The sequence below is a fragment of the Candidatus Sulfotelmatobacter sp. genome (assembly GCA_035498555.1).
GTDB lineage: Bacteria > Eisenbacteria > RBG-16-71-46 > RBG-16-71-46 > RBG-16-71-46 > DATKAB01.
Genome location: DATKAB010000046.1, coordinates 21,661 through 45,002, shown reverse-complemented (window position 1 = coordinate 45,002; position 23,342 = coordinate 21,661). Strand labels below are relative to the sequence as shown.

The following is a 23,342-nucleotide window of genomic DNA, read 5'->3' as shown; positions in this document are numbered from 1 at the left end:
TCGTGTTCCCGCAGCTGACCGAAGGTTCGACCGACGCTCACCGGTGGCAGGAGTTCACCGTTCTGCCGGACGCCTGGAAGAACACCGCCTACGGTGGTCTCGGCCAGGCCTGCCTGCTGTTCGTGGACAATCATGATCGCCGTGGTGACGAGCGCGTGTGGGTGTCGATTGCTGATTCGACCGGCGCTACCGCTAACACCAAGTACGGCGCTCACAATGGTTGGCACGCGAGGGGTAAGGTGGACGTGAACGATCCTTCGGGCTTCGTTCGCAACCTCAACCAGCCGCCTGGCACCACGTGGGACATGCTCGGAGTCAAGGCTTCCGAGTCGCTGAACACCAACGCCGGCTCGCTCGGCGCCGACTACGGCAACCACGCTCCTTCGAACGTGGACGGCAAGTGGTCGTTCGAGGGTCCGTCGATCGGCATGCTCGAGACCTATTACAAGGTCATCCTCATGGTGACCGGTGATCTGAACTCGGGCATCCTCGGACCGTTCAGCAACAAGAGCCAGGATGACACCCGTATGCTCCGCGAATTCATGCTCGGCGGCACGTCCAGTGACCTCCGCGGCGTGTGGGTGCAGGGCGACGGATTCGTCGAGGACTCGGATCAGTCGGGCGTGGACCAGGGCAACCTGTTGCACAACTTCTTCAAGCTGTCGCTGCGTGATCCGTCGTACTTCGCGCTGAGCAACGTCGACAATCAGTGCGTCGACCTGCAGGCGCTCAACCCGATCACCACGAATGGCGACGTTTACGGCGTCCGGAACGGTTGCACGTTCACGAACGACGTGCTCACGCCTGGCGTGGGTGGCGTGCCGGCGTCTCTGTATTCGCCGAACGGCACCGCGCTCGCGCCGTTGGTTTCGGGCGTGTTCCACGACAAGAACACGGGCACAGGTGAGTTCTGGCTGTCGCTGATCGACGGCTTCGACATCCGCAACCTGCGGAGCCGCTTCTGCGACAAGTCCATCGGGCGGCTGGCCTACTCGTACAACGTGCTGACGGCGATCTTCGGCAAGATTTGTGCGATTGCCGGCACCCCGCCGCAGACCACGGATGTTCCGAACAACGACAACGGCTCGGTGTTCGTGGACTTCATGAACCTGCGCAACAACCCGCTGGTTTCTGGTCAGGCGACGGTCGACTTCGGCCTCGCCAAGGCCGATCGCGTCGAGGTGAAGGTGTTCGACGTGAGCGGTCGTCTGGTGCGGACGCTTGCTGACCGCCAGTTCCTGGCCGGCCGGCACACGCTGACCTGGGACGGTGTCGACAACGACGGCCGTACGGTTCCGCGTGGTGTGTACTTCACGCAGGTGAAGTACGTGAACAGCCGCTTCACGGACGCCAAGAAGCTGACGGTCCTGAAGTAGCAGTCGTCGCAAGGAAGTAACCGCACGGGCGGGACCCTCAAAGGGCCCCGCCCGTCGGGCTTTTCGGGGAACCAAGCGTCTCCGGGATCGCGGAATCCGGCCTTTTCCTGCTTGACGGTCCCCACCCTCCCTGTTAGCTTTCTTTCACTTCCCGCTTACATGACTGGGCGTGTCGGAGGGCGCGAATGCGCTTTCGTGCTGGGCTCATTTTGCTTTTTTTCATCGCTTTAGTCGCGGGCGGATGTCGCAAGCCCATGGCCCCCACCTTCGACAGGAACAAGGCTCCCGAGACTTGGATCTCCGCCGCGCCGATGGACACCCTGTTCACGCGGGACGCCAGCGGTCACGCGACGCCCCCCCAGGTCCTGCAGATTTCCTTTCGCTATCACCTCTACTGGGCCGGCTCGGATCCGGACGGAAGCATCTCGGGGTTCTTCTATGCGGTGACCGAGACCCTACCCGATCCTCCCAATCCGGAAATCGACCCGAATCCGCCGCCGCTGCCGGGACCCAAGGCGCGTGACTACCACTTCACGGCCCGGACCGACAGCACCTTCGTGTTCTCGGTTTCGGACGGACATTCCGACCGCCAGCACGCCTTCTACATCTACGCCGTGGACAACCTGGGCAAGCCCGATCCGACGCCGGCGCGCTTCATCTTCCGCGCGTTCGACCGCTTCCCGCCGCTGGCGGTGATCGATCAATTCCTCGCGACCGGCTACGTGTTCACACAGGATCCGAACACGCTCGCGCTCACTCGCTCGCTTCAACAGTTCCAGGTGGGTTCCACCGACACCTTTGCGATTGGCCGAGTGCCCACCGCGGTGGTGCCCTCGGGTGCCCGTCTCGACATCCACTGGCATTCCGAGGTCACGACGGCGTCGAACGCGGCGGTGGGCTACAAGTACAAGATGGACGAGCCGCAGTTCGTCTCCGTGGACTCGTCGGTCACCTCGCTGACCTACAACAGCGGCGTCGCCGACCGCGTCGGCCCCGGGCTCAAGATCTTCTATCTCAGGGGGATCGATGGCTCGAGCGGCTCGCGGCAGACCTCGCGCGAGTTCCAGATGAACTTTCCGCCCGACTCCTGGTTTGCGGGCGCGGACACGTCCTGGGTGGGCTGGACCCGTTCAGGCGGGGATCGCTCGGTCGACGTGGCGATCTGGCCGAGCAACTCCAATCCGGGCGGATCGTTCGCGGACTTGCGGCCCGCGCATTGCTACCTCAGCGCCGACTCGCTGAAAGTGCTGCCGTCCCAGCGCAAGCCCTACAAGAGCTTCCTCGAGTTCTATGGAAACAAGATCTACTGCGTGCGCGAGTTCGAGACCGTCCGGATGAACTCGTGGCTGCTGTTCTTCAATGGGGGGTTCGACGCCGACTCGCCCTACAGCGTGGTCTGGACGGGGAATGATCCCAATGCGCCGCCCTCGGACACCCTCCTGAATCCCGTGATCCAGGTCCGCCCGCCGAATGGCTCGCCCATCGGCTTCCGCTCCCGCGTTCCCGCCACCCTGACGAGCGTGCCGCCGACCGACCAGGCGGGAACTCAGACCGGGCTCTACCCCATCTACGATCCCGCGAACGTCTTCCGCTCACCGAACATCGGCGCCTACTGGTCGTTCAATCGGGCCGGGACCTACTACTTCTTCGCCCGCGCCCAGGACGGAGACGGCACGGTGGACAATCGCATCGGATCCACTCCCGATCTTACGGCGCAGAACATCGTGGCCGCGGTGGACGGCGGGGGCGGGACACCACAACAGATCGCGCTTCGCAAGCAGATCATGGTTTTCAACGTGGACTTTCCACCTTATTTCGCGTTCACCGCGGCGATGCGTCCGCATCCGGGGGACGTGTATTTCACCCGAATTCTGACCCTCAACCTGGTCGGGAGCGACCTCGATCCATTCGATCCCGAGGGCGGAGGGTCCGGCTCTCCGCCCGCACCGGGCGGCCCGCCGGCGAGCGCCGTCTACCGCTACTCGGCTTCGTTCCGGGGCCCGCGCAACGTGACGTCGCCGACCGATTCGGTCACGTTTGCCCCCGCCAGCTGTTTCCGGGTCGCGAACCTGCCGGTTTCGGTGACCCTCCCCGACTCGCTCGGTGGCACACAGATCCGCGTGATGGTCGAGCTGTGCGACTGCGCGGACTGCGAAGACCGTCCGGGAGCGGGGCGCTGCTCGAACTACTCGTATCTGGTGACGGTGCCGGCGCCCCCTCCGCCGCCGCCGGCGCCCTCCGCCAGTTCCTCATGGGTCCCAAGCGCACCGGGCACGGCCGCAGAGGTCTTACGAAGGAGAGGTGAGCGATGAGCATCCGCCGAATCCTGCTCGCCCCGGCAACTCTATTCATCATCGTGCCGCTGGCGATCCTGTCCGCCGGCTGCAGCAAGAAGTCGATCACGAATCCACGCGCCAACATCCGCCCGACGATCGAGCTGACGCGAGCGCCCTACAACCAGTCCACGCGGTTCGAGTACTCGTATCGCATGGACTGGCTGGGTTACGACCCCGATGGACGAATCGACCACTATCTCTACGCCATCGATCCGCCGTCGCCGACCGCCGCCGATCCGGAGCCGGACACTGCCTGGGTCAGCACCCTCAAGAGTGAGGAGTTGATCAACTTCAGCGCCACCAAGCCCGACAGCAGCCAGCCGGGCGTCAATGGCTCGTCGGATTTCCATACTTTCGTGGTCAAGGCGATCGACAACGGCGGGCTGCAGTCGACCCCGCTCTACCGTTCGTTCTTCACCTACACCGTGGCGCCCACGGTCATGATCCTGCAGCCGCCCCCCAGCGACCGCGGGCGCAGCTACGTGACGCCGGCGGTGCGGATCAACTGGACCGGCACGGACGACGACGGGATCTTCGATTCGAAGAAGCCCGTCAAGTACAAATTCATCATGCTCACCAACAATTCGCCGGTCCCGGTCTCGGTCGCGATCTCGACGCCGGATTCGGTGCGTCGCTACTACGCACCCAGAAACTGGGCGGGCTGGGATTCCACCTCCGGCGACACCACCGAGGTGCAATACACGAACCTGGTGCCGCAGGGCGACTACCTGTTCGTGGTGGTCGCGTTCGACGAAGCCGGAGCCTATTCGCCGGTCTTCTCGCTGAACGGAAACATGCTGGCTCTCCGCGTCACGTTCGCGGCGGCCGGCGGTCCGTTGCTCACCATCTTCAATTCGATCTTCACTTACACATACAAGACCGCTGCCTACTCGATCCTCCCGCAGTACCAGATCCCGCTGGAGGTCGGGGCGGGCCAGCCGATTCCGTTCTACTGGACGGCGGAAGCCGGGCCGGGAGCGACCGTCAAGGGTTATCGCTGGGCGCTCGACATCAGCGATCCGTCCGACGAGACGCCGCGGGATCCTCCCGCCACCGATTTCAGGCACTGGAGCGACCAGGCGCTGGGCAATACTCAGGCTCTGGTGGGGCCATTCGGGGGCGGAGAGAACCATCTCTTCTACGTCGAGTCCGAGGACAACAACGGCTTGAAGAGCCTCGGCATCGTGAACCTCACCGCCGTGCTCTCGACGCTGTCGAAGCCGCTCGGGATCGTCAACGACACGCGGGGTGTGTTGGATAGCCAGAACCCCAACGGCAGCTACAGGTCGCCCACGGGGCGCTGGCCCGACACCGCGGAGTTGGACACCTTCCTATTCGCTCGGGGCGGATACTCGTGGAAGGGATATCCGGCGGGAAGCCTCAGCTCGCCCGGCCTGTTCGCGGGGTACTCGTTCGATACGATCAACACCCGGCTTGGACGCTCCGACCTGCACATTCCTCTGGCGACGATAGGACAGTACGCTCACTTGATCTGGATCACGGATGCTGTCGCCGCCATCAACACAGCCCCAGGGACGCAGCTCATCGCAGGCCAGACCGCGCTGAGATACATGACCTCGCCCGGGAATGCCAATTCGATCGCCGCTTATGTGTCCCAGGGAGGGCATTTGTGGCTGACGGGCGGCGGAATCGCGTACGCGAGCCTGAGCGTCTACAACAAGTCTACCAACGATCCGCCAGGCGGATATGGGGCGGGAAAGACTTTCACCACATTGCCGCCCTATTCCGAATTGGTGCCGGGGAGGATGATGTTCGACCTTGCGCACTGGCAATCGGAGATCAAGGTCGCCGGCCCGCCGAATCTGGTGATCAGCCGCACCCTGGCTCGCTACGATTCCTTCCCGGCCAACGTGCCGACGGTGCCCTACAACTACGCGGCCACGTACGCGCACATGCCCATGCAGATGCGTCTGAAGTCCCCGGCGACGGATCCGCTTCCGCCGCTCCGTTCGAGTTCGGATTTCTACAGCGCCAGTGCCCTGGACATCGAGTACCTGAGCCAGCCGAACTGGATCCAGGAGGATCTCGACCCGAGCCCCTTGACGGAGAACCTTCAGTCGACGCTCGACACCGTGTTCTCTGCGTCGCAGATCAGCCTCGTCCAGAACAACTTCAACGTCTGCATGACCATCTATCACGGGCTCGACACCATCAAGCCGATCATCTTCACCGGATTCAGTTTCTGGCGCTACACTCGCCAGGACGCCCAGGATCTTGTGGACGCCGTCCTCCAGAACTTCTGGGGGCTGACGAAATCGGCGCCGAGCGGCTCGAGCAGGCTCAGGCCGGTCGCGACGGTGAACAGCCCCATCTCGAGTCCACCGGCCGTCACCATGGGAGCCCCGTCGACCGGCGCGATGGTTCACGCGCGGGTTCGAGACCGTTAGCGCACTTGAAAGGACGATAGCGTCTTGTTCGACTGGAAGCGGACGATGTTCCACGCCGCGCTGGCCGTGATGGCCAGCGCGGTCTGTGGAACGCAGGCACGGGCGGCCAATACCTTCCCGAAAATCCCGATCTGGGCATACGCCGGCGCCTATCGCGACGTCGCCCACTCCACCTTTCCCTACACCCAGCTCTGCCAGGGTCTCGGACTCGCGCCGCTGCCCGACAGCATTCAGCCGAGGCAGCGCACCGTCACGGTGCGCTTCCTTCGCGACCGGGTCGCCGAGGCGCGCTCGGATTTCGGAGGCTACCGGATCTATCGGGTGGTCAATTCGCCCGACAGCTCCCACATGGAGCTGATCCGGCGCTACTCGGTGCAAGCGGGCGACACCCTGACCTGGTTCATGTCGCGCGTCGACAAGACCACGCTCCAGTTCATGTGCGGCGGCCAGGTCATGAACGACAGCATCGCGACCTTCCTCGACCCGGACTCGTGCGGCCACTACGTGAAGACCTGCCCGATTATCGACTTGCGCGCCAACCGTTGCCTCGCGGACTCGGTGTTGAGCCTGATCATTCCACCCGGTCCCCACAACGGATTCACCACCTACTACTCGGTGACCTACGAGCTGTTCAATTCGGGGGCCGAAGCGACCTACGAGGACATGTTCGTCCCCGACACCGCCGGGGTCTACGGTCCGTGCGCCAACCCCTCGAACAAGTTCACCTGCCCCAACCTCAACAACAAGCTCGCCAATCTGACGCCCGGGATCGAACCGACCGGCGGACCCACCACCGACCTCGAATCGGTGATGGTGGTCCCGAATCCCTATCGTGCCACCGAGTCCTGGGATCAGCCCGGGCAGCACGAGATCCACTTCGTCAATCTCCCGAACTCGGCCAAGATCCGGATCTACACCTCGGCTGGCGATCTGGTGAGGGTGCTGCAGCATTCCGATCCGACGCGGGATTTCGAGCGATGGGATCTCAAGAACGCGGGCGGCCAGGATGTCGCCTCGGGGATCTACATGTATCGGGTCGAGGCGGGCACATTCGCGTTCCAGAGCCGGTTCATCGTCATCCGCTGATCCGGGCGAGAGCGCCCCGCCATGCGAGTCCACCTCGAAGTCCAGGTCTGGCGCGGCACGATCCCCGAATCGCGCCATCGCCTTCAGCTCGCCGCCTGTGACGTGAACGGCGCCGAAGTCGCCGCCACCGAGGCCGCCGACAGCGTCACCACCTTTCGTTCGGCGGCCAAGCCCTTTCAGCTGCTGCCACTGGTCGAGCGCGGCCACGCCGATCGCTGGTCGTTCAGTGACGCCGAGCTGGCGGTGATGGCGGCCTCGCACACCGGCACGGCGGCTCACCTCGATCTGGTTCGCGGCATCCTCGCGAAGATCGACTGCCGCGAGAGCGATCTGGCGTGCGGATTCCACGAGCCGGTGGATCCGGACGCGCTGCGCGAATTCCGCGAGCGGCGTCTGCCGCCAACCCCGCTCTACAACAATTGCTCGGGAAAGCACGCCGGAATGCTGGCGATGTGTCGCGCCGAGAGCTGGCCGACCGCAGGCTACGAGCGCCCATCGCACCCGCTCCAGCAACTCCTGCATCGCACGGTGGCGAGCGTGTGCGGCACGAGCCCGGAGCGAGTGCCGATCGCGATCGACGGGTGCAGCGTGTGCGTGTTCGCGCTGCCGCTCTCGGGCATGGCCCTGGGTTACGCGCGGCTGTCGTCCAGTGCCGACGACGCGCGCGGCCAGGCGCTGTCGCGCATTCGCGCCGCGATGATGAAGCACCCGTGGGCGACGGGCGGAAAGGGGCGCTTCAGCACCGAGCTGATGGAGGCGTCCCCGGCGCTGGTCGCGAAGGGCGGGGCCGAAGGTCTCGAGTGTGTCGGCTGGCCGGCGCGTGGAATCGGCATCGCGGTCAAGTGCGAAGATGGAGCGGCGCGCGCGGTGGCGCCGGCAACGATCGCCGCTCTGGCGCAGCTCGGCGCGCTCGAGGAGCCCTCGCGCGCGAGGGTCGCGGATTGGGAGCGGCCCCTGCTTCGGAACGTGGCCGGGCTCGAGGTCGGCCACCTCAGCGCCGAGCTGCGGCTTCTCGCCTCCACGGCCCGCTAGTTCATCCCTCGACCGGGACGGTTCGATTGTCGCGAACGCTTGCTGCTGACCTCGCCTGGGCGTGTCTCCTTTGCGGGATGGCATGGTTGGCGGTCGCGCAGCCGGGAGAGGCCGCCGTGCCGCGAGCACCGGCGGCGCTCGGCGCCAAGCTCGATCCGTCGCTGCTTCCGTTCGCACTTTCGTCCGGCGATTCGGCGAGCGTCTGGATCTGCTTCCGCGACAAATCGCCCGGCGGTCCGGCCGCGGAGGCGCTCGCCCTGAATGCCGCGCGCGCCGCGCTCACGCCCCGCGCGCTGGCTCGTCGGCTCCGCGCCCACGTCTCGCCTTTGGTGGACGCCGCGGATCTGCCGGTGCCGTCCGAGTACCTGGACGCGCTTCGATCGCTGGGGCTCAGGCCGATCGCGGTGTCGCGGTGGCTGAACCGCGCCGCGGTGCGCGTGACGCCCGGCGACCTCGAGCCCGTGGCCGGCCTGCCCTTCGTCTCGGCGATCGCGCCGGTGCGACTCACGCGTGTCGTGCCGCCGCGAGCCTCGGGCGCGGAGGTGAGTCGCTCGAGCCCGTCCTCGACCCGGACGGAAGGTCGTCGCGCATCGGGGGATCAGGTCCTGTCGCCGCCGCTCGTGCCGTCGACGCAGAGCGGCCTCGCCTGGCTCCAGCTCGCTCAGATCGGGGCCACCGCGCTCCACGACTCGGGCTACGCGGGGAGCGGCAGGCTGATCGTGCTGTTCGACGACGGCTTCAACTTCCACGATCGGCACGACGCGCTGCGCAACGTGATCATCGCCCCGGGATTGGTGCGCGACTTCGTCGACGGCGACACCACCGTGACCGACACCACTCAGCTCGCCTCGTTCGAGCACGGCACGTGGACGTTCGGCTGCATCGCCGGCTACGAACCCGGGGTCTATCTCGGCAGTGCCTATCGCGCCGACTTCGCGCTCGCCCGCTCCGAGGTCGAGACCCGCGAGACTCCGGTCGAGATGCTCTACTGGTCGCAGGCCGCCGAATGGGCCGACAGTCTCGGGGCCGACGTGATCTCGTCGTCGGTGGGCTACAACCGCTTCGATTCGCCGTGGCCGAGTCTCGGTCCGGCCGACCTGGACGGACACACCTCGGAGGTCTCACGGGCCGCCGAGATCGCGGCCAGCAAGGGCATCCTGGTGGTCAACAGCGTCGGGAACGACGGCGAGGGGCCGCTGCCGCGCCTGGTGGCGCCCGCCGACGTCAACGGCGACAGCCTGATTGCCGCGGGAGCGGTGGACTCGTTCGGCGTGGTGACGAGCTTTTCGTCGCGGGGCCCGACCTCGGACGGGCGCATCAAGCCTGATCTCATGGCGCGCGGAGAGGCGGCGTGGGTGGTTTCGGGGTCGGGAGTGCCCGACGGCTTCCTGCTGGCCGACGGCACCTCGTTCTCGGCGCCGCTGATCGCCGGGCTCGCCGCCTGCCTGCTCGAGGCTCGACCGGCGTGGACGCCCACCGAGGTGATCCGCGCCCTGCGCGAGACCGCCTCGAGCTGCTGCGGCCCCGACGACGTTTACGGCTGGGGGATCCCCAACGGCGCCGCGGCGCTCGCCTGGACGCCCGGACCTCCGGCGCCCGAGCTTCCGCCGACCGGTTACGTCGAGGTGGCGATCCAGAGCCCCAATCCATTCGAGCCGCGGAGTGCGCCGCTCGAGGTGCGCTTCGGGCTGGGCCCCCATTTCACCGAGTCCCAGACCGGCAGGCTGCGCGTGTTCGACGGGAGCGGGCGTCTGGTTCGGGAACTCTACTCGGGCACGCTGGCTTGCGGCCGCTGGCACGTGGCGCAATGGTCGGGCGACGACGCCCAAGGCCGTTCGGCGCCGTCGGGGATTTATTTCGTAAACTTGTACGCTGCGGGTCGCACCCAGACGGTGCGGCTCGCTCTGCTACGCTGACGGATTCGATCGCGCAGGGTCCCGAACCCGCCTCGGGCTCGTGACCCGGAAAGGCAACCCTCGAATGAGACCCGGGTTCATCTGGATCGCGATGGTCGCGCTCACGGTTTCGACCACCGCCCAAGCGGCCGCGCCCACGACTTTTCGGCTCGCCAACGGCCTGAGCGTGCTGATGGCGCCCGACTCGCTCGCCGCCGGCGTGGACGTCGCGGTCTGGTATCGCGCCGGAACGGCGTACGAGCCGGCCGGGCAGTCGGGGCTCAGCAGCCTGATGGCGCGCCTGATGTTTCGCGGCTCGCCCGGTTTCGCGCCCGGCGAATACGCCCGCCTGCTCGGCGAGCAGGGCATGAACTACAACACCTTTCTCGCGCCGGACTACTCGTGCTTCTACTCGACCGGGGCCGCCGGCGCGCTCGAGACCGCAATCCACCTGGAGGCCGATCGGATGGCGGGGCAACGCCTGACTGCCGAGAACGTGGCCGCCGAGAAGTCGGCGCTGCGCGACGAGCGACGCCGGCACGAGGCCAATCCGCTGACGCGCGGCCTTCAGACGCTCGAGGCGACCGCGTTCGGCGCGCACGGTTACGCGGCGCCGCTGCAGGGAAAGGCGGCCGATTTCGAACGTCTCACCCCGGCCGCGTGCGCCAGCTACTCGAAGGCCCGGTACGGACCCGGAAACGCCCTGCTCACGCTGGTCGGGCGCTTCGATCCGGTGGAAGCGGAGTCGCAGGTCAGGCGCTGGTTTGCCGCGATTCCCGAGCGCGCGACCGGGCCGGCGCCGGCGGTGGCGCTCCCGGCACTGCGCGAGCGGCGCGCGACCCTCCGCCTCGAGTCGCCGGTGCCGATCCTGCTGGTGGGCTGGCGAGCGCCCGCCGATTCGGTGTGCGGCGTCGAGCTCGAGGTGCTGGCGCGCCTGCTGGGAGGCAAGGGCGGCCGGCTCGCCTCGGCCATGAGCGGCGACAGTGCGCTGGCATCGGGGACGGAATGCGACGTGGACACTCGCCGGCAGGCGTCGCTGCTGTTCGCGCTCGCGACGCCCGCCAGCGGAGCGGACTCGGCGAAGGTCGAACGGGCATTGATCGCCGAGGTCGAACGGCTGGCGCGCGATCCGATCTCCGATGACGAGCTGCTCCGCGCCAAGCAGCCGCTGCTGCTGGCGGCACGGCTCGATCGACAGACGTCGCGCGGTCGCGCCCAGTCGATCGGGGCCGCCGCGATGATCGACGGCGACTGGCGCTACGACGATCGCCAGCTGGCGCGACTGGAAGCCCTCGAGCCCCGCGACGTGAATCGGCTGGCGGCGCAGTTCCTCGACTCTCAGCACCGTTCGATCGTGTGGGCGCTGCCCGCCCGCGCCACCGCCCCGGGAGGCCGTCCATGAGAGCCCGGAAGATTTCCGCGCCGCTCGCCGCGTTCGCGGTCCTGGCGCTGGCGGTGCCGGGAGCCACGCTGGCGGCTTCCGAGTTCCGGCTGGCGCCGCCCCAGCAGCGTACGCTCGGCAACGGCCTTCGCGTGGTGGTGTTCCCCCGGCCCGGCTGCGGGCTCGTCCAGGTTCAGCTGCGGCTGGCGGCCGGGGTGTCGGCCGAGGGCGATGCGGAATCCGGCGCCGCCACGCTCACGGCGCGCATGCTCGATCAGGGCACCACCTCGCGCTCCGCCGCGTCGTTCGACCAGGATCTCCAGCGCGTGGGTGGAAGCTTCGCGGCCAGCGCGTCGCGTGAGTTCGCGTCGGTCGCGGCGGCGTATCTGCCGCAGGATCTCGACAGCGGTCTCGATCTGCTGGCCGACGCGGTGGTCAATCCGGTGTTCGATGACTCGCGCTTTCTTTCGATCAGCAATCAGGCGGCTCGCGCCCTGGTTCAGCAGCACTTCGATCCGGCGGCGGTGGCCGACGAGCAGATCTGGCCGGCGGTGCTGCCGGGAGTCGCGGCCGCGCGTCCTCCGGGGGGCACGCTCGGCACGCTGCTCAGCGCCACGCGTGAGACCGCCCGAAACTTCTACCGCGACCACTACCGCCCCAATCAGGCGGTGCTGGGGATCGCCGGCGACGTCACCGCGGAGCGCGCGTTCACGCTCGCCGAGCAGGCCTTCGCGCACTGGTCGGGGAAGGGCTCCACGCCGGCGGCCGAGGCTGCGCCTTCCGGCCCGACCGAGGTGCGCTCGCGTCTCATCGATCGGCCCGAGATGACCAACGCCGAGGTGCGGATCGGCTGGCGCACGCCGGGGAGCGGCGCCGCCGACCAGCTCGACCGCATCGCGGGCGCGAGCCTGCTCGAGTCCACGCTCCAGCAGGCGCTCAAGCCGCGCGTTCCGTCGCACGTCGACGTGGCGCTGAGCCAGGTCCGCGCCGGCGGCATGCTGGTGGTGGGATTCTCGGCGCCGGCCGATTCGGTGCCGGCGGCGGTGGCGCGCGTGAGGCGTGCGATGCGCGCCGCGATCGCCACGGTTCCCGAGAAGCCGCTGGCGACGCTGCGCCATCAGATCATCGCCACCTATCCGTTGCGCTTCGAGACCCTGGCCGGGTTGCTGTCGCAATGGCTGGCCGCCGATCTCGAAAGCGACGATCCCACTCGCGCGCTCGACGACTATCCGGAACGAGCGGCCGCTCTGACTCCCGCTTCGGTGAGCGCCGCGCTCGCCCGCGGCCTCGACCTCGATCATCCCGCGCTCGCGGTGGTCGGGCCGGCCGCGCGGCTCCGCACCCCGCTCCTGCGGCTCGGCCATCTCGACGTGATTCCCCTCGATCAGCCCCCGGCCGAGCTCTCGCTGGCGGAACGCGACACGATGCAAGCCCCGACGCCGGACGACGAGCGGCTGGGGAAGGAGTGGGCGGCGCGAGCGATCGCGGCGCACGGCGGACTGCAGAAGCTCCGGGCGATCAAAAGCTCGTTGTTGGAATGCGACATGACCATTCAGCTCGAGGGCCGCGCCCTGCACGGGCAGATGCGGCAGCTCCGAAAGGAGCCGGACCGCATGGTGTTCCTGACCTCATTCGAATCGTTCGAAACCCGCCAGGTGCTGAACGGCGATCGCGCATGGTCGCTGGCGCCCGACGGGAGTCTCCAGGACGCCGATTCGATCGGACTACGCGCGCTGAAATCGGGCTTCAGCTCGGACGTGCCGCACCTGCTCCTCTCGCTGGCCGATCCGCAGGCCAAGCTGGCCTCGCGCGGGGCGGCCCGGCTCGACGGCCGCGAGGTACACGTGCTCGACGTGACGCTGGGAGGAGAGCGCCGCCGTCTCTACTTGAGTCCCGACAGCGCCCGGGTGATAGGGATGGATCAGAACGAGGAAAGCGGTCGCGGCAGCCGGCTGATGGCGCGAAGGATCTATCGCGACCTGCGCAGGGTGGACGGCGTGCTGCTGCCGTTCGAGGAGGAGCGCCAGATCGAGGACCGCACGGTGCTGCAGCTCAAGGTGACGCGCGCCGAGCTGAACAGCGACATTCCGGACACCGAATTCCAGCGTCCGGCCAGCTCGGGACAGCCCAAGAACTGAGTTTGAGGCGGCGGCGGGCGGCGACTATCCTGCCCTCGACCCACATCAAGGAGGAGCGAAGCCCGTGACGGAGAGCCCTGCCGAAGTGATGACCACCGCCGAACCCGCCGCCACCACCACCTTTGTCTTCGCGTTCGGTGAGGGAAAGGCGGACGGGAACGCCTCGATGCGCGACCTGCTCGGCGGCAAGGGCGCCGGGCTCGCCGAGATGACCAACGCCGGCGTGCCGGTGCCGCCAGGGTTCACCATCAGCACCGAAGTCTGCCGCTGGTACTACGCCCACGGTCGCACGCTGCCCCAAGGCTTCGAGGCGCAGCAGGACGCGGCGCTGGCGCAGCTCGAGCGTCGCATGGCGAAGACCCTGGGCGAGGCCCGCGACCCACTGCTCGTGTCGGTACGCTCGGGCGCCAAGTTCTCGATGCCCGGCATGATGGACACCGTCCTCAACCTCGGGCTCAACGACCGCTCGGTCCACGGGCTCGCCGAGCGAACCGGGAATTCCCGCTTCGCCTGGGACTGCTACCGGCGGTTCCTGCAGATGTTCGGCTCGGTGGTGCTCGGGCTCGAGAAGCGCGACTTCGAGGAGCACCTCGAGTCGTTCAAGCGTCGCCGCAAGGCGAAGACCGACCAGGACCTCTCGACTGCGGATCTCGAGAAGCTGGTCGGCGAATTCAAGGCGCTGGTCAGGAAGCGCACCGGCCGTGAATTCCCGCAGGAACCCCGCGAACAGCTCACGCTCGCGCGCGACGCGGTGTTCCGCTCGTGGATGAACGATCGCGCGATCTACTACCGCAAGCAGAATCGCATCTCGGACGATCTCGGCACCGCCGTCAACGTGCAGGCCATGGTGTTCGGCAACATGGGCGAGACCTCGGCGACCGGCGTGGGGTTCACGCGCAATCCGGCCACCGGCGAGAATCAGTTTTACGGCGAGTACCTCACCAACGCGCAGGGTGAGGACGTGGTGGCGGGCGTGCGCACTCCGCATCCGATCTCCGATCTCGAGCGCGAGATGCCGTCGGCGTTCCGCCAGCTCCACGAGATCACCAAGCGCCTCGAGAAGCACTATCGCGACGTGCAGGACTTCGAGTTCACGATCGAGGACAGCCGCCTGTTCCTGCTCCAGACCCGCACCGGCAAGCGCACCGCGCAGGCCGCGGTGCGGATCGCCGTGGAGATGGTGGGCGAGGGCCTGATCTCACGCGAGGAAGCCGTGCTGCGCGTGGAGCCCGCGTCGCTCGATCAGCTGCTTCACCCGCGCCTCGATCCGAAGGCGAAGCTCCCGCTGCTCGCCACCGGACTCGCCGCGTCGCCGGGCGCGGCAGTCGGCATGGCGGTGTTCGACGCCGACACCGCCGCCGAGTGGGGTCATGACGGGAAGAAGGTGCTGCTGGTGAGGAAGGAGACCACTCCCGACGACATTCACGGCATGGACGCCGCGCAGGGCATTCTCACCTCGACCGGCGGGCTCACCTCCCACGCGGCGGTGGTGGCGCGCGGCATGGGCACGCCGTGCGTGTGCGGCGCGGGCGGGATCCGCGTCGACGACCGGGCACGCTCGCTGACCGTGGAAGGCCGCACGGTGCGCGAAGGCGAGTGGCTCTCGATCGACGGCTCGACCGGGCGCGTCTACCTGGGGCAGGCGCCGACGATCGAAGCCGAGGTGACCGGCGAGTTCGGCACCTTCATGGGCTGGGCCGACGAGCTGCGGCGTCTCAAGGTGCGCGCCAACGCCGACATTCCGCGCGACGCGAAACAGGCGCGCGCGTTCGGGGCCGAAGGGATCGGGCTGTGCCGCACCGAGCACATGTTCTTCGCCGAGGATCGCCTGCCGTGGGTGGTGCAGATGATCATGAGCGCGCCGCGCGCCAAGCTGCTGCGCGAGCGGCTCGCCGCGAAGACCGCGGAGCTCGAGGGCGCCGATCGGCTGGCCGCCGCGCGGATCCGGCCGGAGATCGCGGCGCTCAAGAAGCAGCTGGCCGGTCCCGAGCGCGAGTACCGGCAGGCGCTGGCGAAGCTCCTGCCGCTCCAGCGCGCCGACTTCCGCGGCCTGTTCACGGCGATGGACGGCTACCCGGTCACGATTCGCACCCTCGATCCGCCGCTCCACGAGTTCCTGCCCAAGCGCGAGGACCTGATGGTGGACATCGCGCGACTGCCCCGCGCCACTCCGGCCCAGAAGAAGGAGATGGCCAAGCAGTACCGGCTCACCGTCGCCGGCTTGAAGCGCGGCCTGCCCGACCTGCTCCAGCGGGTCGAAGAGCTGCACGAATTCAACCCCATGCTCGGCCATCGCGGCTGCCGTCTCGGCATCACCTATCCCGAGATCACCGAGATGCAGGCGCGCGCGATCTTCGAGGCCGCCACCGAGTGCGCGAAGAAGGGCGTGCGCGTGGTGCCCGAGGTGATGATTCCGCTGGTCGGTCACGTGAACGAGTTGAAGGACCAGGCGGCGATCGTTCGCCGGGTGGCGGAAGACGTCCTCGCGCGTTCGGGCCAGAGGGTCGAATACCTGGTCGGCACCATGATCGAGGTGCCGCGCGCCGCGATCACCGCCGATCGCGTCGCCGAGGTCGCCGAGTTCTTCTCGTTCGGCACCAACGACCTCACTCAGATGACGTTCGGCTTCTCGCGCGACGATGCTGGCAAGTTCCTGCCCGAGTACGTGGCGCGCAAGGTGCTGGCGGCCGATCCGTTCGTCTCGATCGACGTCGAGGGCGTCGGCGCGCTCATGAAGTGGGCGGTGGATCGCGGCCGGGCGCAGCGAGCCAGCCTGAAGATCGGCATCTGCGGCGAACACGGGGGCGATCCGGCCAGCGTGGAATTCTGCGACGGCGCGGCGCTCAACTACGTCTCCTGCTCGCCGTTCCGGGTTCCGATCGCGCGGCTCGCGGCGGCTCAGGCCGCGGTCCGGGGGCGCGCCGCCGGCAGCGACCAGCGCTGACCGGCCCCGGTCAGCGTACGGGATTGGCGGGCGAGGGGATCGCCTGGGTCGGATCGGCGAGCATGGCGCGCACCCAGGCCGCTTCGCCCAGTGCCTTCTGGTCGAGTGGATGGAAGCGGTTGGCGCGCCGGAACTCGAGCAGGGATTCACGCTCGAAGCCCCAGAGCCCGAGCACCTCGGCGCGCGTGGTGGCGACCGCGCCGCGGCGCTCGGCATCGGGTGCCAGCGCCTCGGCGCGATCCAGCTCGCTCAGCGTCTCGCGCAGGAAGCCGATTCGCTCGACCGATGAGCGCGTCCGCGGTCGCAACACTCCGTCCTGCCGTCGCGACTCGATCGCCGCGTTCTGGAGCGCGGCGGCAAAGCGCGCGTGGAACTCGAACGAATTCTGGGGCGCGAGCGACATGAGCAGCCGCGCGTAGGGAACCAGGTCGTAGGAGCGTCCCTGGTCGTCGAGGGCCTGGAGCGAATCCAGCGCCGCGGACGCCGAGACCGACGGGAGCCCGGTCGGGCGCGCCTCGCGACGGCCGGGCATCGCGCGCCACGCGGCGAATGCCGCCAGAACCGCCAGGGTCAGCGAGCCGAGCAGCCACGGCACTCGCGCTCCACGCCGGCGCGTCGCGGCGTCGCGGCCGGCCGGTCGCGGCGCGAGGCGTGACTTCGGCCGGACGGGGCGGGAACGCTTCATCGGTCCACCGGCTCCACGATCGTCGCGATCGCCGACCGAGAGCCGGGTGGGGCGAGCACGCGCGTGTCGCCGGCGGCGCCACGGAGCGGAGCCGCCGGCGGCGCGGCCAGGCGCGTGCCAGGCGGGAGCGTGAGCGTGGTCCAGACCGGGACCTGGCTCCAGGCCCAGCGGGCCTCGCTTCCGTGCCGGGAGAACTCGAGCTGCAGCGCGCCCCATCGGGTCGGGGCGCGGGTGATCTTCGCCCCCTGCCACCAGCGATCGCGCGCGCCGAGCGTCAGTCGGAGCGTGTCGTCGTCATCGAAGATCACCGCGTTCCGCACCAGCATCCACAGCGAGGCGGCGGCGCTCGGGTGCGGCGGGAAATTGACGCCGAAATCGCCGTCGCGGCTGAACAACTCGGCGCCGCCGCCGCTCGCGGTGCGCCAGCGGAGCTGGGCGGCGAGCACGCTTTCGGCTTCGGCGCGCCGTCCCGCGAGCATCGCCCACACGCCGAGATCGGCGCCGAGATAGCCGTGCAAGGAATCGGGCGAGGCGTAGAACGTGAGCCCCGCGCCGCCGCCTTCGCGCCAGACGCGCTCGGCGAACCTGGCGGCGCGCGCATCGCCCGGCGGGATCGCGCCGCATGGCCAGGCCGCGGCGTAGGCGCCCCAGTCGCGCCCCACGCCCTGCCAGGAGGGCGGGAGATCGGGCTGCCCGCTCTTCTCGAGAGCCGCGGCGAACTCGACCCGATAGCGGTCGCGCGCCGATTCGACCTCGCGCGCGTCGTCTGACCGACGCGCCGCCGCGAGCAGGCGCGCCGCCGCGCGCTCGCCGGCGATCGCCCAGGCGTCGTTGCCAAGGAGCTGTGCCCGCGTCAGCTCGGCGTCGCGCGGTTCGGCGAACGGCAGCATGCGTGGGAATCGCTCGTGGGCGGGATCGCCCCGCTCGCGCTCGGCATCCAGCCAGCGGTGGGCGCGCATCGCCGACTCCGCGAAGCGCTGAAGCTCCGGCGCGGGCGCCGGGCGCAACAGGCACTGTTCCATCGCCCACAGTGCCTGCCCGGTGCCGTCGAGCTGTCCGCGCTGGCTGAGGAACGCGCCGTTCGGCCACTGGAACGCCAGCAAACCCGCGGTGAGTCGGCGCGCGACCTCGGTCTGACCCGCGACCGAGAGCGCCGCGATCGCGCGCGCGCCGTCGCGCAGCCAGACGTCGCGATACTGGAACGGCCCGCCGATCGGGACCCAGACCCCGGATTGACGTTCCCGGCAGCAGAGCAGCACCACCATCGCCGCGCGCAAAGCGTTCTCGACTTCAGGATCGCTGAGCTCGAACCGGGCGCCACGCTCGAGCTCGGCGCTCCAGTGCCGCCGCTCGTCCTCGGCGAGCGCGGCGGCCGGACGATCGGCCCAGCGCGCGAGCTCGCGCTCGGGCATGGGATAGGAGGGGAGCACCAGCCGAATCGTCCGTTTCCCGCCGGGCGCCAGATTCCAGGTTTCGGCCAGCGAGTCGCCCGACGCGCCCTCCGCCCACGCGTGCGCCACGCGGCTCGACCGGGCGCCACCCCATCGCGGGGCGACCTCACCGGCGTCCCACGCCGCGTATCCCGGCGTCGCGTCGCGCCGGGCGAGAACCAGGTCGAGTCGCGCCGCGACCGGCGCCGTCGAGTCGTTCGTGGCCGTGATTTCGACAACCGCGACCAGCTGTGAATCGCGCGGCGCGGTCAGGGCCCTTGCGACCGCCAGAAAATCCCAGCGCACGCCCGCCCCCGCGCGCGACCAGCGCAGGACCGGAAGCCAGCGCGCTTCAGCGGCGATTCGGGACGGAGGCGCGGCGGCGAGGCCGCCGGCGGAAGGAGACATCCGCAGCTGCCAGGCCCCGTTGTCGAAGCCACCCTCCGCGGTCAAGCGCCAGGCTCGCGTCCCGCCCGGTTCCATCAGGGCGCCGCTCGCCCGCCGGAAGGCCTCGGGAATTCGCTCGGGATCGAAGGCGGGCGCGGCGGTGCGCGGGCCCGGCGAGCACGAGACCAGCGCGGCGAGCGACAGGAAGCCCAGGCGCTTCAGGTGGTCGCCCCCTTCCGGAATGGTTTCGTGCGGACGGAATCGAGTGACGGCGGCTGGTCACTCTAGCATCGGGCGTCGCGCCGCGATTGCGGGTGGCCCGGAGGCCGGCGTACTCTTTCGCCCGAACCGTCCGCCACCCGGGAGGCCGCATGTTCATCGAGACCGAGCTTCAGGAGCTGCGCCGGCAGCGGTTCGCCCCGGCCGCGCTGATCGGCTACGCCCGCGCCCTCAGCCGTCACGTCCGGGCCACATGGGACTCCAATCCGGGAGCGGTGCGCAGCGTGTGGAGCCTGGCGCTGGTGTTCTTCGCCGTGGACTTCGTGGCCTCGGCGGCAGTCGCGTTGCGGCTCGAGCCGCAGCTCGGGGTGGAAGTGTTCCTGCTCACCGCGGCGATGATCCTCATCTCGTTCGCCGGCGTGAGCGCTTCGCTCGACCTGCTTCGCGACCGCCGGGGCTTCCGGCTGTCGGCGATCAATCTGCCGATCGCGCTCACCCTGCTGCGGCTGGCGATGCTCCCCGGCATCCTGCTGTTCCTGCTCGAGCGCCGCTTCCTGCTGGCGCTCTCGGCGTTCGTGATCGCGGCCCTTTCCGACGTTGCGGATGGCGCGCTGGCGCGGCGCTGGGATCAGTGCACGCCGCTCGGGACCGTGCTCGATCCGGTGGTGGACATCGTCTTCAATCTCGCCATTTTCGCCGGACTGTACGCCGCGGGATTGCTGCCCGGCTGGGCGTTCGCGATGGCCGGACTTCGCTACGGCATCCTGCTGGCGGGCGGCGCGTGGCTCTATCTGTTCGTGGGCCCGGTGCGCATCCAGCCCACGCTGTTCGGCCGGCTGACCGGAGTGGTGCTGAGCGCGCTGGTGGGACTGCTCACACTGCTGCACGTGGTACGCGGGGCGCTCGCGGCGCGCCTCGTGCCGCTCACCGAGATCGCGCTGGGCGTGCTGCTCGCGGTCACGGTGGCGCACGTGATCGTGCTGGGCTGGCACAATCTGCGGCTGTTGACCGGCCGGGTGGAGGCCGCGGGGCGGGTGGTGGGCGACGTGCGCTGGAGCGGGCATTGAGCGATCCGGCGCTCGAGGGCGACCTCCGCCACTTCTTCCCCACCGAGGTGCTGCAGATGCTGCAGCTCGCGCAGGCCAACGGACGGCTCGAGCTCGAACGCCCGCGCGAGATCGTCGAGCTCTTCATCGAGCGCGGCCGTCCGGTGTTCGCGCGCACCTCGGGCGCCGCGGTGCGCGCCGGCGAGGTGCTGGTGCACCGCGGCATGATCTCTCAGGACGCGCTCGACCTGGCGCTCGCGATCCAGAAGGATCAGCCCGGCGAGCGCCTCGGCACCATGCTGGTGGCGGCCGGCGCCATCTCGCCCGACCAGCTCCAGCAGGCGGTGCGCGAAGTGCTGCGGCGGATCGTCTACGGCGTGCTGCTGTGGCGGGAGGGGCGCTTTCGTTTCTACCCCGGCGATCGAGTGCAGACCGAGGACATTCAGCTCGACCTTGAGCTGGACCGCCTGATCCTCGAGGGACTGCGCCACGCCGACCAGCAGCGCGCCGCCGGCGGAGCGGTCTGACAAACTCCGAACCCCGCATCGACCGCACGTTGACCGGCCGCCCGCCGGAATGGGACGCTGAGCGTTCCGCCCATGTCCGACCTGTCTCTCCATCTCGCACCCAACGCTCCGTGGATCTGGCTGACCCTGCTGAGCGTGGCGCTCGGCGCGCTCGCGCTGTGGGCCTACCGCATCGCGATTCCGCCGCTGCCGGCGCTGGCCAAGCGATTGCTGCCGCTGCTTCGCGCCTTCGCGCTTCTGGCGTTGATCTGGCTGCTGGCTCAACCGGTGCTGGAGCGCGTGGGAGGGGAGTCGGCGCGGGTCGTGGTGCTGCTCGATCGTTCGCGCAGCATGAACCTGCCCGCCGCCGCGGGCGGGCCATCGCGCGCGGCGCTCGCCGCGCGGGCGGTCGCTGATCTCAAGAGCGCCTGGCGTGGTCGCGCCCGCGTCGAGGTGCTCGATTTCGCGAGCCGCCTGGCACTCGACTCGACCGGCGTCGGCAGCGGCTCCGGCACCGGGCTCGGCACGGCGCTCAACGAGCTCGGGCGCTCGCCGTCGGGCGAAGGCGCGAGCGCGGTGGTGGTGGTGAGTGACGGGGTGAGCAATCGCGGCGACGATCCCCTGACGGCCGCGCGCGAGCTGGGCGTACCCGTGCACGCCGTGATCGTGGGCGGATCCGGTCCCGATCGAGTGATCACGGAGGTCGAGGGCTCGAGCATCGCGCGGGTTGGCGAGCCCACGCCGATCCGGGTCCACGTCACGTCGGGCGAGCCGCGCGGGCTGCCGCTGCCGGTCTCGCTGCTCGACGGCGGGCGAGTGCTCGCGCGCGCGGTGGTGCCCGCGCCGGGACCGGGCGCCGAGGCCACCGCCGAGCTCACCGTGACGCCGCCGCGGGCCGGGCTCGCGGTGTGGACCGCGCGGGTGGATTCGATTGCGGGGGAAATGGACTTCGCCAACAACGCGCGACAGGTGGCGGTGGACGTGGCGCCCGGCAAGCTCGGCGTGCTGGTGCTGACCGGGAGCCTCAACTGGGACCTCTCGTTCCTGCGCCGTTCGCTGGCGGGCGATTCGAGCCTGGCGCTCACCACCCTGTCACGCGAACGCGAGGGCTGGCGTGCGATCGAAACGCGCCGCCGGCGTGGCGCTCCTTCGCCGGAAGATCTGCGCGGCATCTCGGTGGTCGTGCTGGACGCGCTCACCGGCACCGATCTCGGCGACGTGATGGATCGCGCGCTGCTCGACTTCGCCCGCTCGGGCGGCGGTCTGCTGGTGCTGGGCGGCGCGCCTCCCGGTCTTTCGCGCCATCGGGCGGGTGCGCTCGGGGCGCAGCTCCACGTCGACCTCGAGGGCGCGCTCGCCGGCCGGCCGGGAACCCCGGTGCCCACCCCCGAAGGCCGCGAGCTGCTGGCGTGGGACCCGGATCCCGCCCGCGGCGACGCGGCGTGGCGGTCGGCGGCCCCGCTCACCGACGTGGCGCCGATCCAGCCCGGCGCCGGCGATCGCGTGCTGCTTGCGACTCCCGGCTCCGGGCCGCCGCTGCTGTTCACGCGCCGGATCGGGCGCGGCCCGGTGCTGATGGTGAACGGCGTCGGGCTGTGGCGCTGGTCGCTGGCCGCACAGGACGAGAACGGCGATGAACGCGGCCGCGCGTTGTGGCGGCGCCTGGTGCGCTGGCTCGCCGAGCCGGTGCAGGGCGAGCCGGTGCGGGTGCGGCCGGACCGCTGGCTGGCTTCCAGTGGCGAACCCGTGCGCTGGTTGGCCACGGTGCAGGACGCGGCGCTCCACCCGTTGGCCGGCGCCACGGTGAGCGGCGAGGTTCGCGCCGAGAACGGAGGCGCGCGCAGCGTGACCTTCACCGCGCGCGATGCCGGCAGCTACGAGGCGGAGCTGGACGATCTGCCGCCCGGCCGCTATCGGATCGCGGTGCGCGCCGAGCAGGGTGGCCACGAGCTGGGCCGCGGCACGAGCGAGGTCGCGGTGGATCGCTGGAGCCTCGAGGAGGCGCGAACCGCCGCCGACAGCGTGGGGCTCGCGCAGCTCGCCGCGGCGAGCGGCGGGCGCTCGACCGAGGCGGGAGGAATCGAGCGCTGGGCGCGCGACATGCCGACGCGCGAGCTGGCGCGCGGGCGGGGTCAGTCGCGACGGCTGTGGGAATCGCCGTGGACCTTCGCCGCGATCGTCGGCGCGCTCGGCGTCGAATGGGGCTGGCGCAGGCGGAGAGGGCTGCCGTAGCAGATCGGCGAGGGCCGGGCGCTTCGAGGGAAAGGTCCCCTGGTCGGGTAGGCTCGTCGGTGCCATCCGGGCGCCGACTCGCTCGCTGCGCTGAGCGCCGGACGTCCTGTCCTCTTTCCGCTCGGCGCGGAGCCCTCCCGATGGACCTTTCCCTCGTAGCGCCAAAGCGCCACCCATGAAGGCACGTCGCTTGCGCTGATCGCCGGTCGAGCCGCGCCGCGCGTCCCTGAATCGTCCTGAT

14 protein-coding genes are annotated in these 23,342 nt (G+C 69.4%); 12 read left to right on the top strand and 2 right to left on the bottom strand.

The annotated features are described in order from the left end of the window. The 9 genes from VMJ70_04105 to ppdK form a co-directional block, all read left to right on the top strand. On the top strand, nucleotides 1–1,376 hold a 1,376-nt coding region (locus tag VMJ70_04105), incomplete at its 5' end, for a FlgD immunoglobulin-like domain containing protein (GenBank protein HTO90291.1). A 254-nt stretch (nucleotides 1,377–1,630) separates the two neighbouring features. Beyond that, nucleotides 1,631–3,688, top strand: coding sequence for a hypothetical protein (locus VMJ70_04100; protein ID HTO90290.1), 2,058 nt, complete (start codon nucleotides 1,631–1,633; stop codon nucleotides 3,686–3,688). Beyond that, nucleotides 3,685–6,120: a hypothetical protein gene (locus VMJ70_04095; GenBank protein HTO90289.1), complete on the top strand. Its 2,436-nt coding sequence runs from the start codon at nucleotides 3,685–3,687 to the stop codon at nucleotides 6,118–6,120. Before VMJ70_04100 ends, VMJ70_04095 begins: the two co-directional genes overlap by 4 nt. 24 nt (nucleotides 6,121–6,144) lie before the next feature. After that, nucleotides 6,145–7,206 (top strand): hypothetical protein, encoded by a 1,062-nt coding sequence (locus VMJ70_04090; GenBank protein HTO90288.1) that lies wholly within the window; start codon nucleotides 6,145–6,147, stop codon nucleotides 7,204–7,206. Between the two features lie 21 nt (nucleotides 7,207–7,227). Beyond that, nucleotides 7,228–8,238: an asparaginase gene (locus VMJ70_04085; GenBank protein ID HTO90287.1), complete on the top strand. Its 1,011-nt coding sequence runs from the start codon at nucleotides 7,228–7,230 to the stop codon at nucleotides 8,236–8,238. 116 nt (nucleotides 8,239–8,354) lie between these two features. After that, nucleotides 8,355–10,154: a S8 family serine peptidase gene (locus VMJ70_04080; GenBank protein HTO90286.1), complete on the top strand. Its 1,800-nt coding sequence runs from the start codon at nucleotides 8,355–8,357 to the stop codon at nucleotides 10,152–10,154. A gap of 64 nt (nucleotides 10,155–10,218) precedes the next feature. Continuing rightward, entirely contained in the window at nucleotides 10,219–11,535 is a 1,317-nt protein-coding gene (locus VMJ70_04075) for a pitrilysin family protein (GenBank protein HTO90285.1), read from the top strand. Beyond that, nucleotides 11,532–13,652, top strand: a complete 2,121-nt coding sequence (locus VMJ70_04070; GenBank protein ID HTO90284.1) for a pitrilysin family protein — start codon at nucleotides 11,532–11,534, stop codon at nucleotides 13,650–13,652. Before VMJ70_04075 ends, VMJ70_04070 begins: the two co-directional genes overlap by 4 nt. A 64-nt stretch (nucleotides 13,653–13,716) precedes the next feature. After that, nucleotides 13,717–16,596 carry a pyruvate, phosphate dikinase gene (gene ppdK / locus VMJ70_04065; GenBank protein HTO90283.1) on the top strand — a complete coding sequence of 960 codons (2,880 nt, stop codon included), beginning with the start codon at nucleotides 13,717–13,719 and terminating at the stop codon, nucleotides 16,594–16,596. A gap of 10 nt (nucleotides 16,597–16,606) precedes the next feature. Here the strand turns inward: ppdK and VMJ70_04060 are convergent, their stop codons facing one another. Both VMJ70_04060 and VMJ70_04055 read right to left on the bottom strand, forming a co-directional pair. Continuing rightward, nucleotides 16,607–17,281 carry a hypothetical protein gene (locus VMJ70_04060; GenBank protein HTO90282.1) on the bottom strand — a complete coding sequence of 225 codons (675 nt, stop codon included), beginning with the start codon at nucleotides 17,279–17,281 and terminating at the stop codon, nucleotides 16,607–16,609. After that, nucleotides 17,278–19,164 carry a hypothetical protein gene (locus VMJ70_04055; GenBank protein HTO90281.1) on the bottom strand — a complete coding sequence of 629 codons (1,887 nt, stop codon included), beginning with the start codon at nucleotides 19,162–19,164 and terminating at the stop codon, nucleotides 17,278–17,280. Before VMJ70_04055 ends, VMJ70_04060 begins: the two co-directional genes overlap by 4 nt. A gap of 305 nt (nucleotides 19,165–19,469) precedes the next feature. Between VMJ70_04055 and VMJ70_04050 the strand changes: the two genes are divergently transcribed. From VMJ70_04050 to VMJ70_04040, 3 genes are all read left to right on the top strand, one after another. Then, nucleotides 19,470–20,384, top strand: a complete 915-nt coding sequence (locus VMJ70_04050) for a CDP-alcohol phosphatidyltransferase family protein (protein HTO90280.1) — start codon at nucleotides 19,470–19,472, stop codon at nucleotides 20,382–20,384. Beyond that, on the top strand, nucleotides 20,381–20,890 hold the full coding sequence (locus VMJ70_04045; protein HTO90279.1) for a DUF4388 domain-containing protein: 510 nt from the start codon (nucleotides 20,381–20,383) through the stop codon (nucleotides 20,888–20,890). Before VMJ70_04050 ends, VMJ70_04045 begins: the two co-directional genes overlap by 4 nt. A 72-nt stretch (nucleotides 20,891–20,962) precedes the next feature. After that, on the top strand, nucleotides 20,963–23,101 hold the full coding sequence (locus VMJ70_04040; GenBank protein ID HTO90278.1) for a hypothetical protein: 2,139 nt from the start codon (nucleotides 20,963–20,965) through the stop codon (nucleotides 23,099–23,101). The last annotated feature ends 241 nt before the right edge of the window (nucleotides 23,102–23,342 follow it).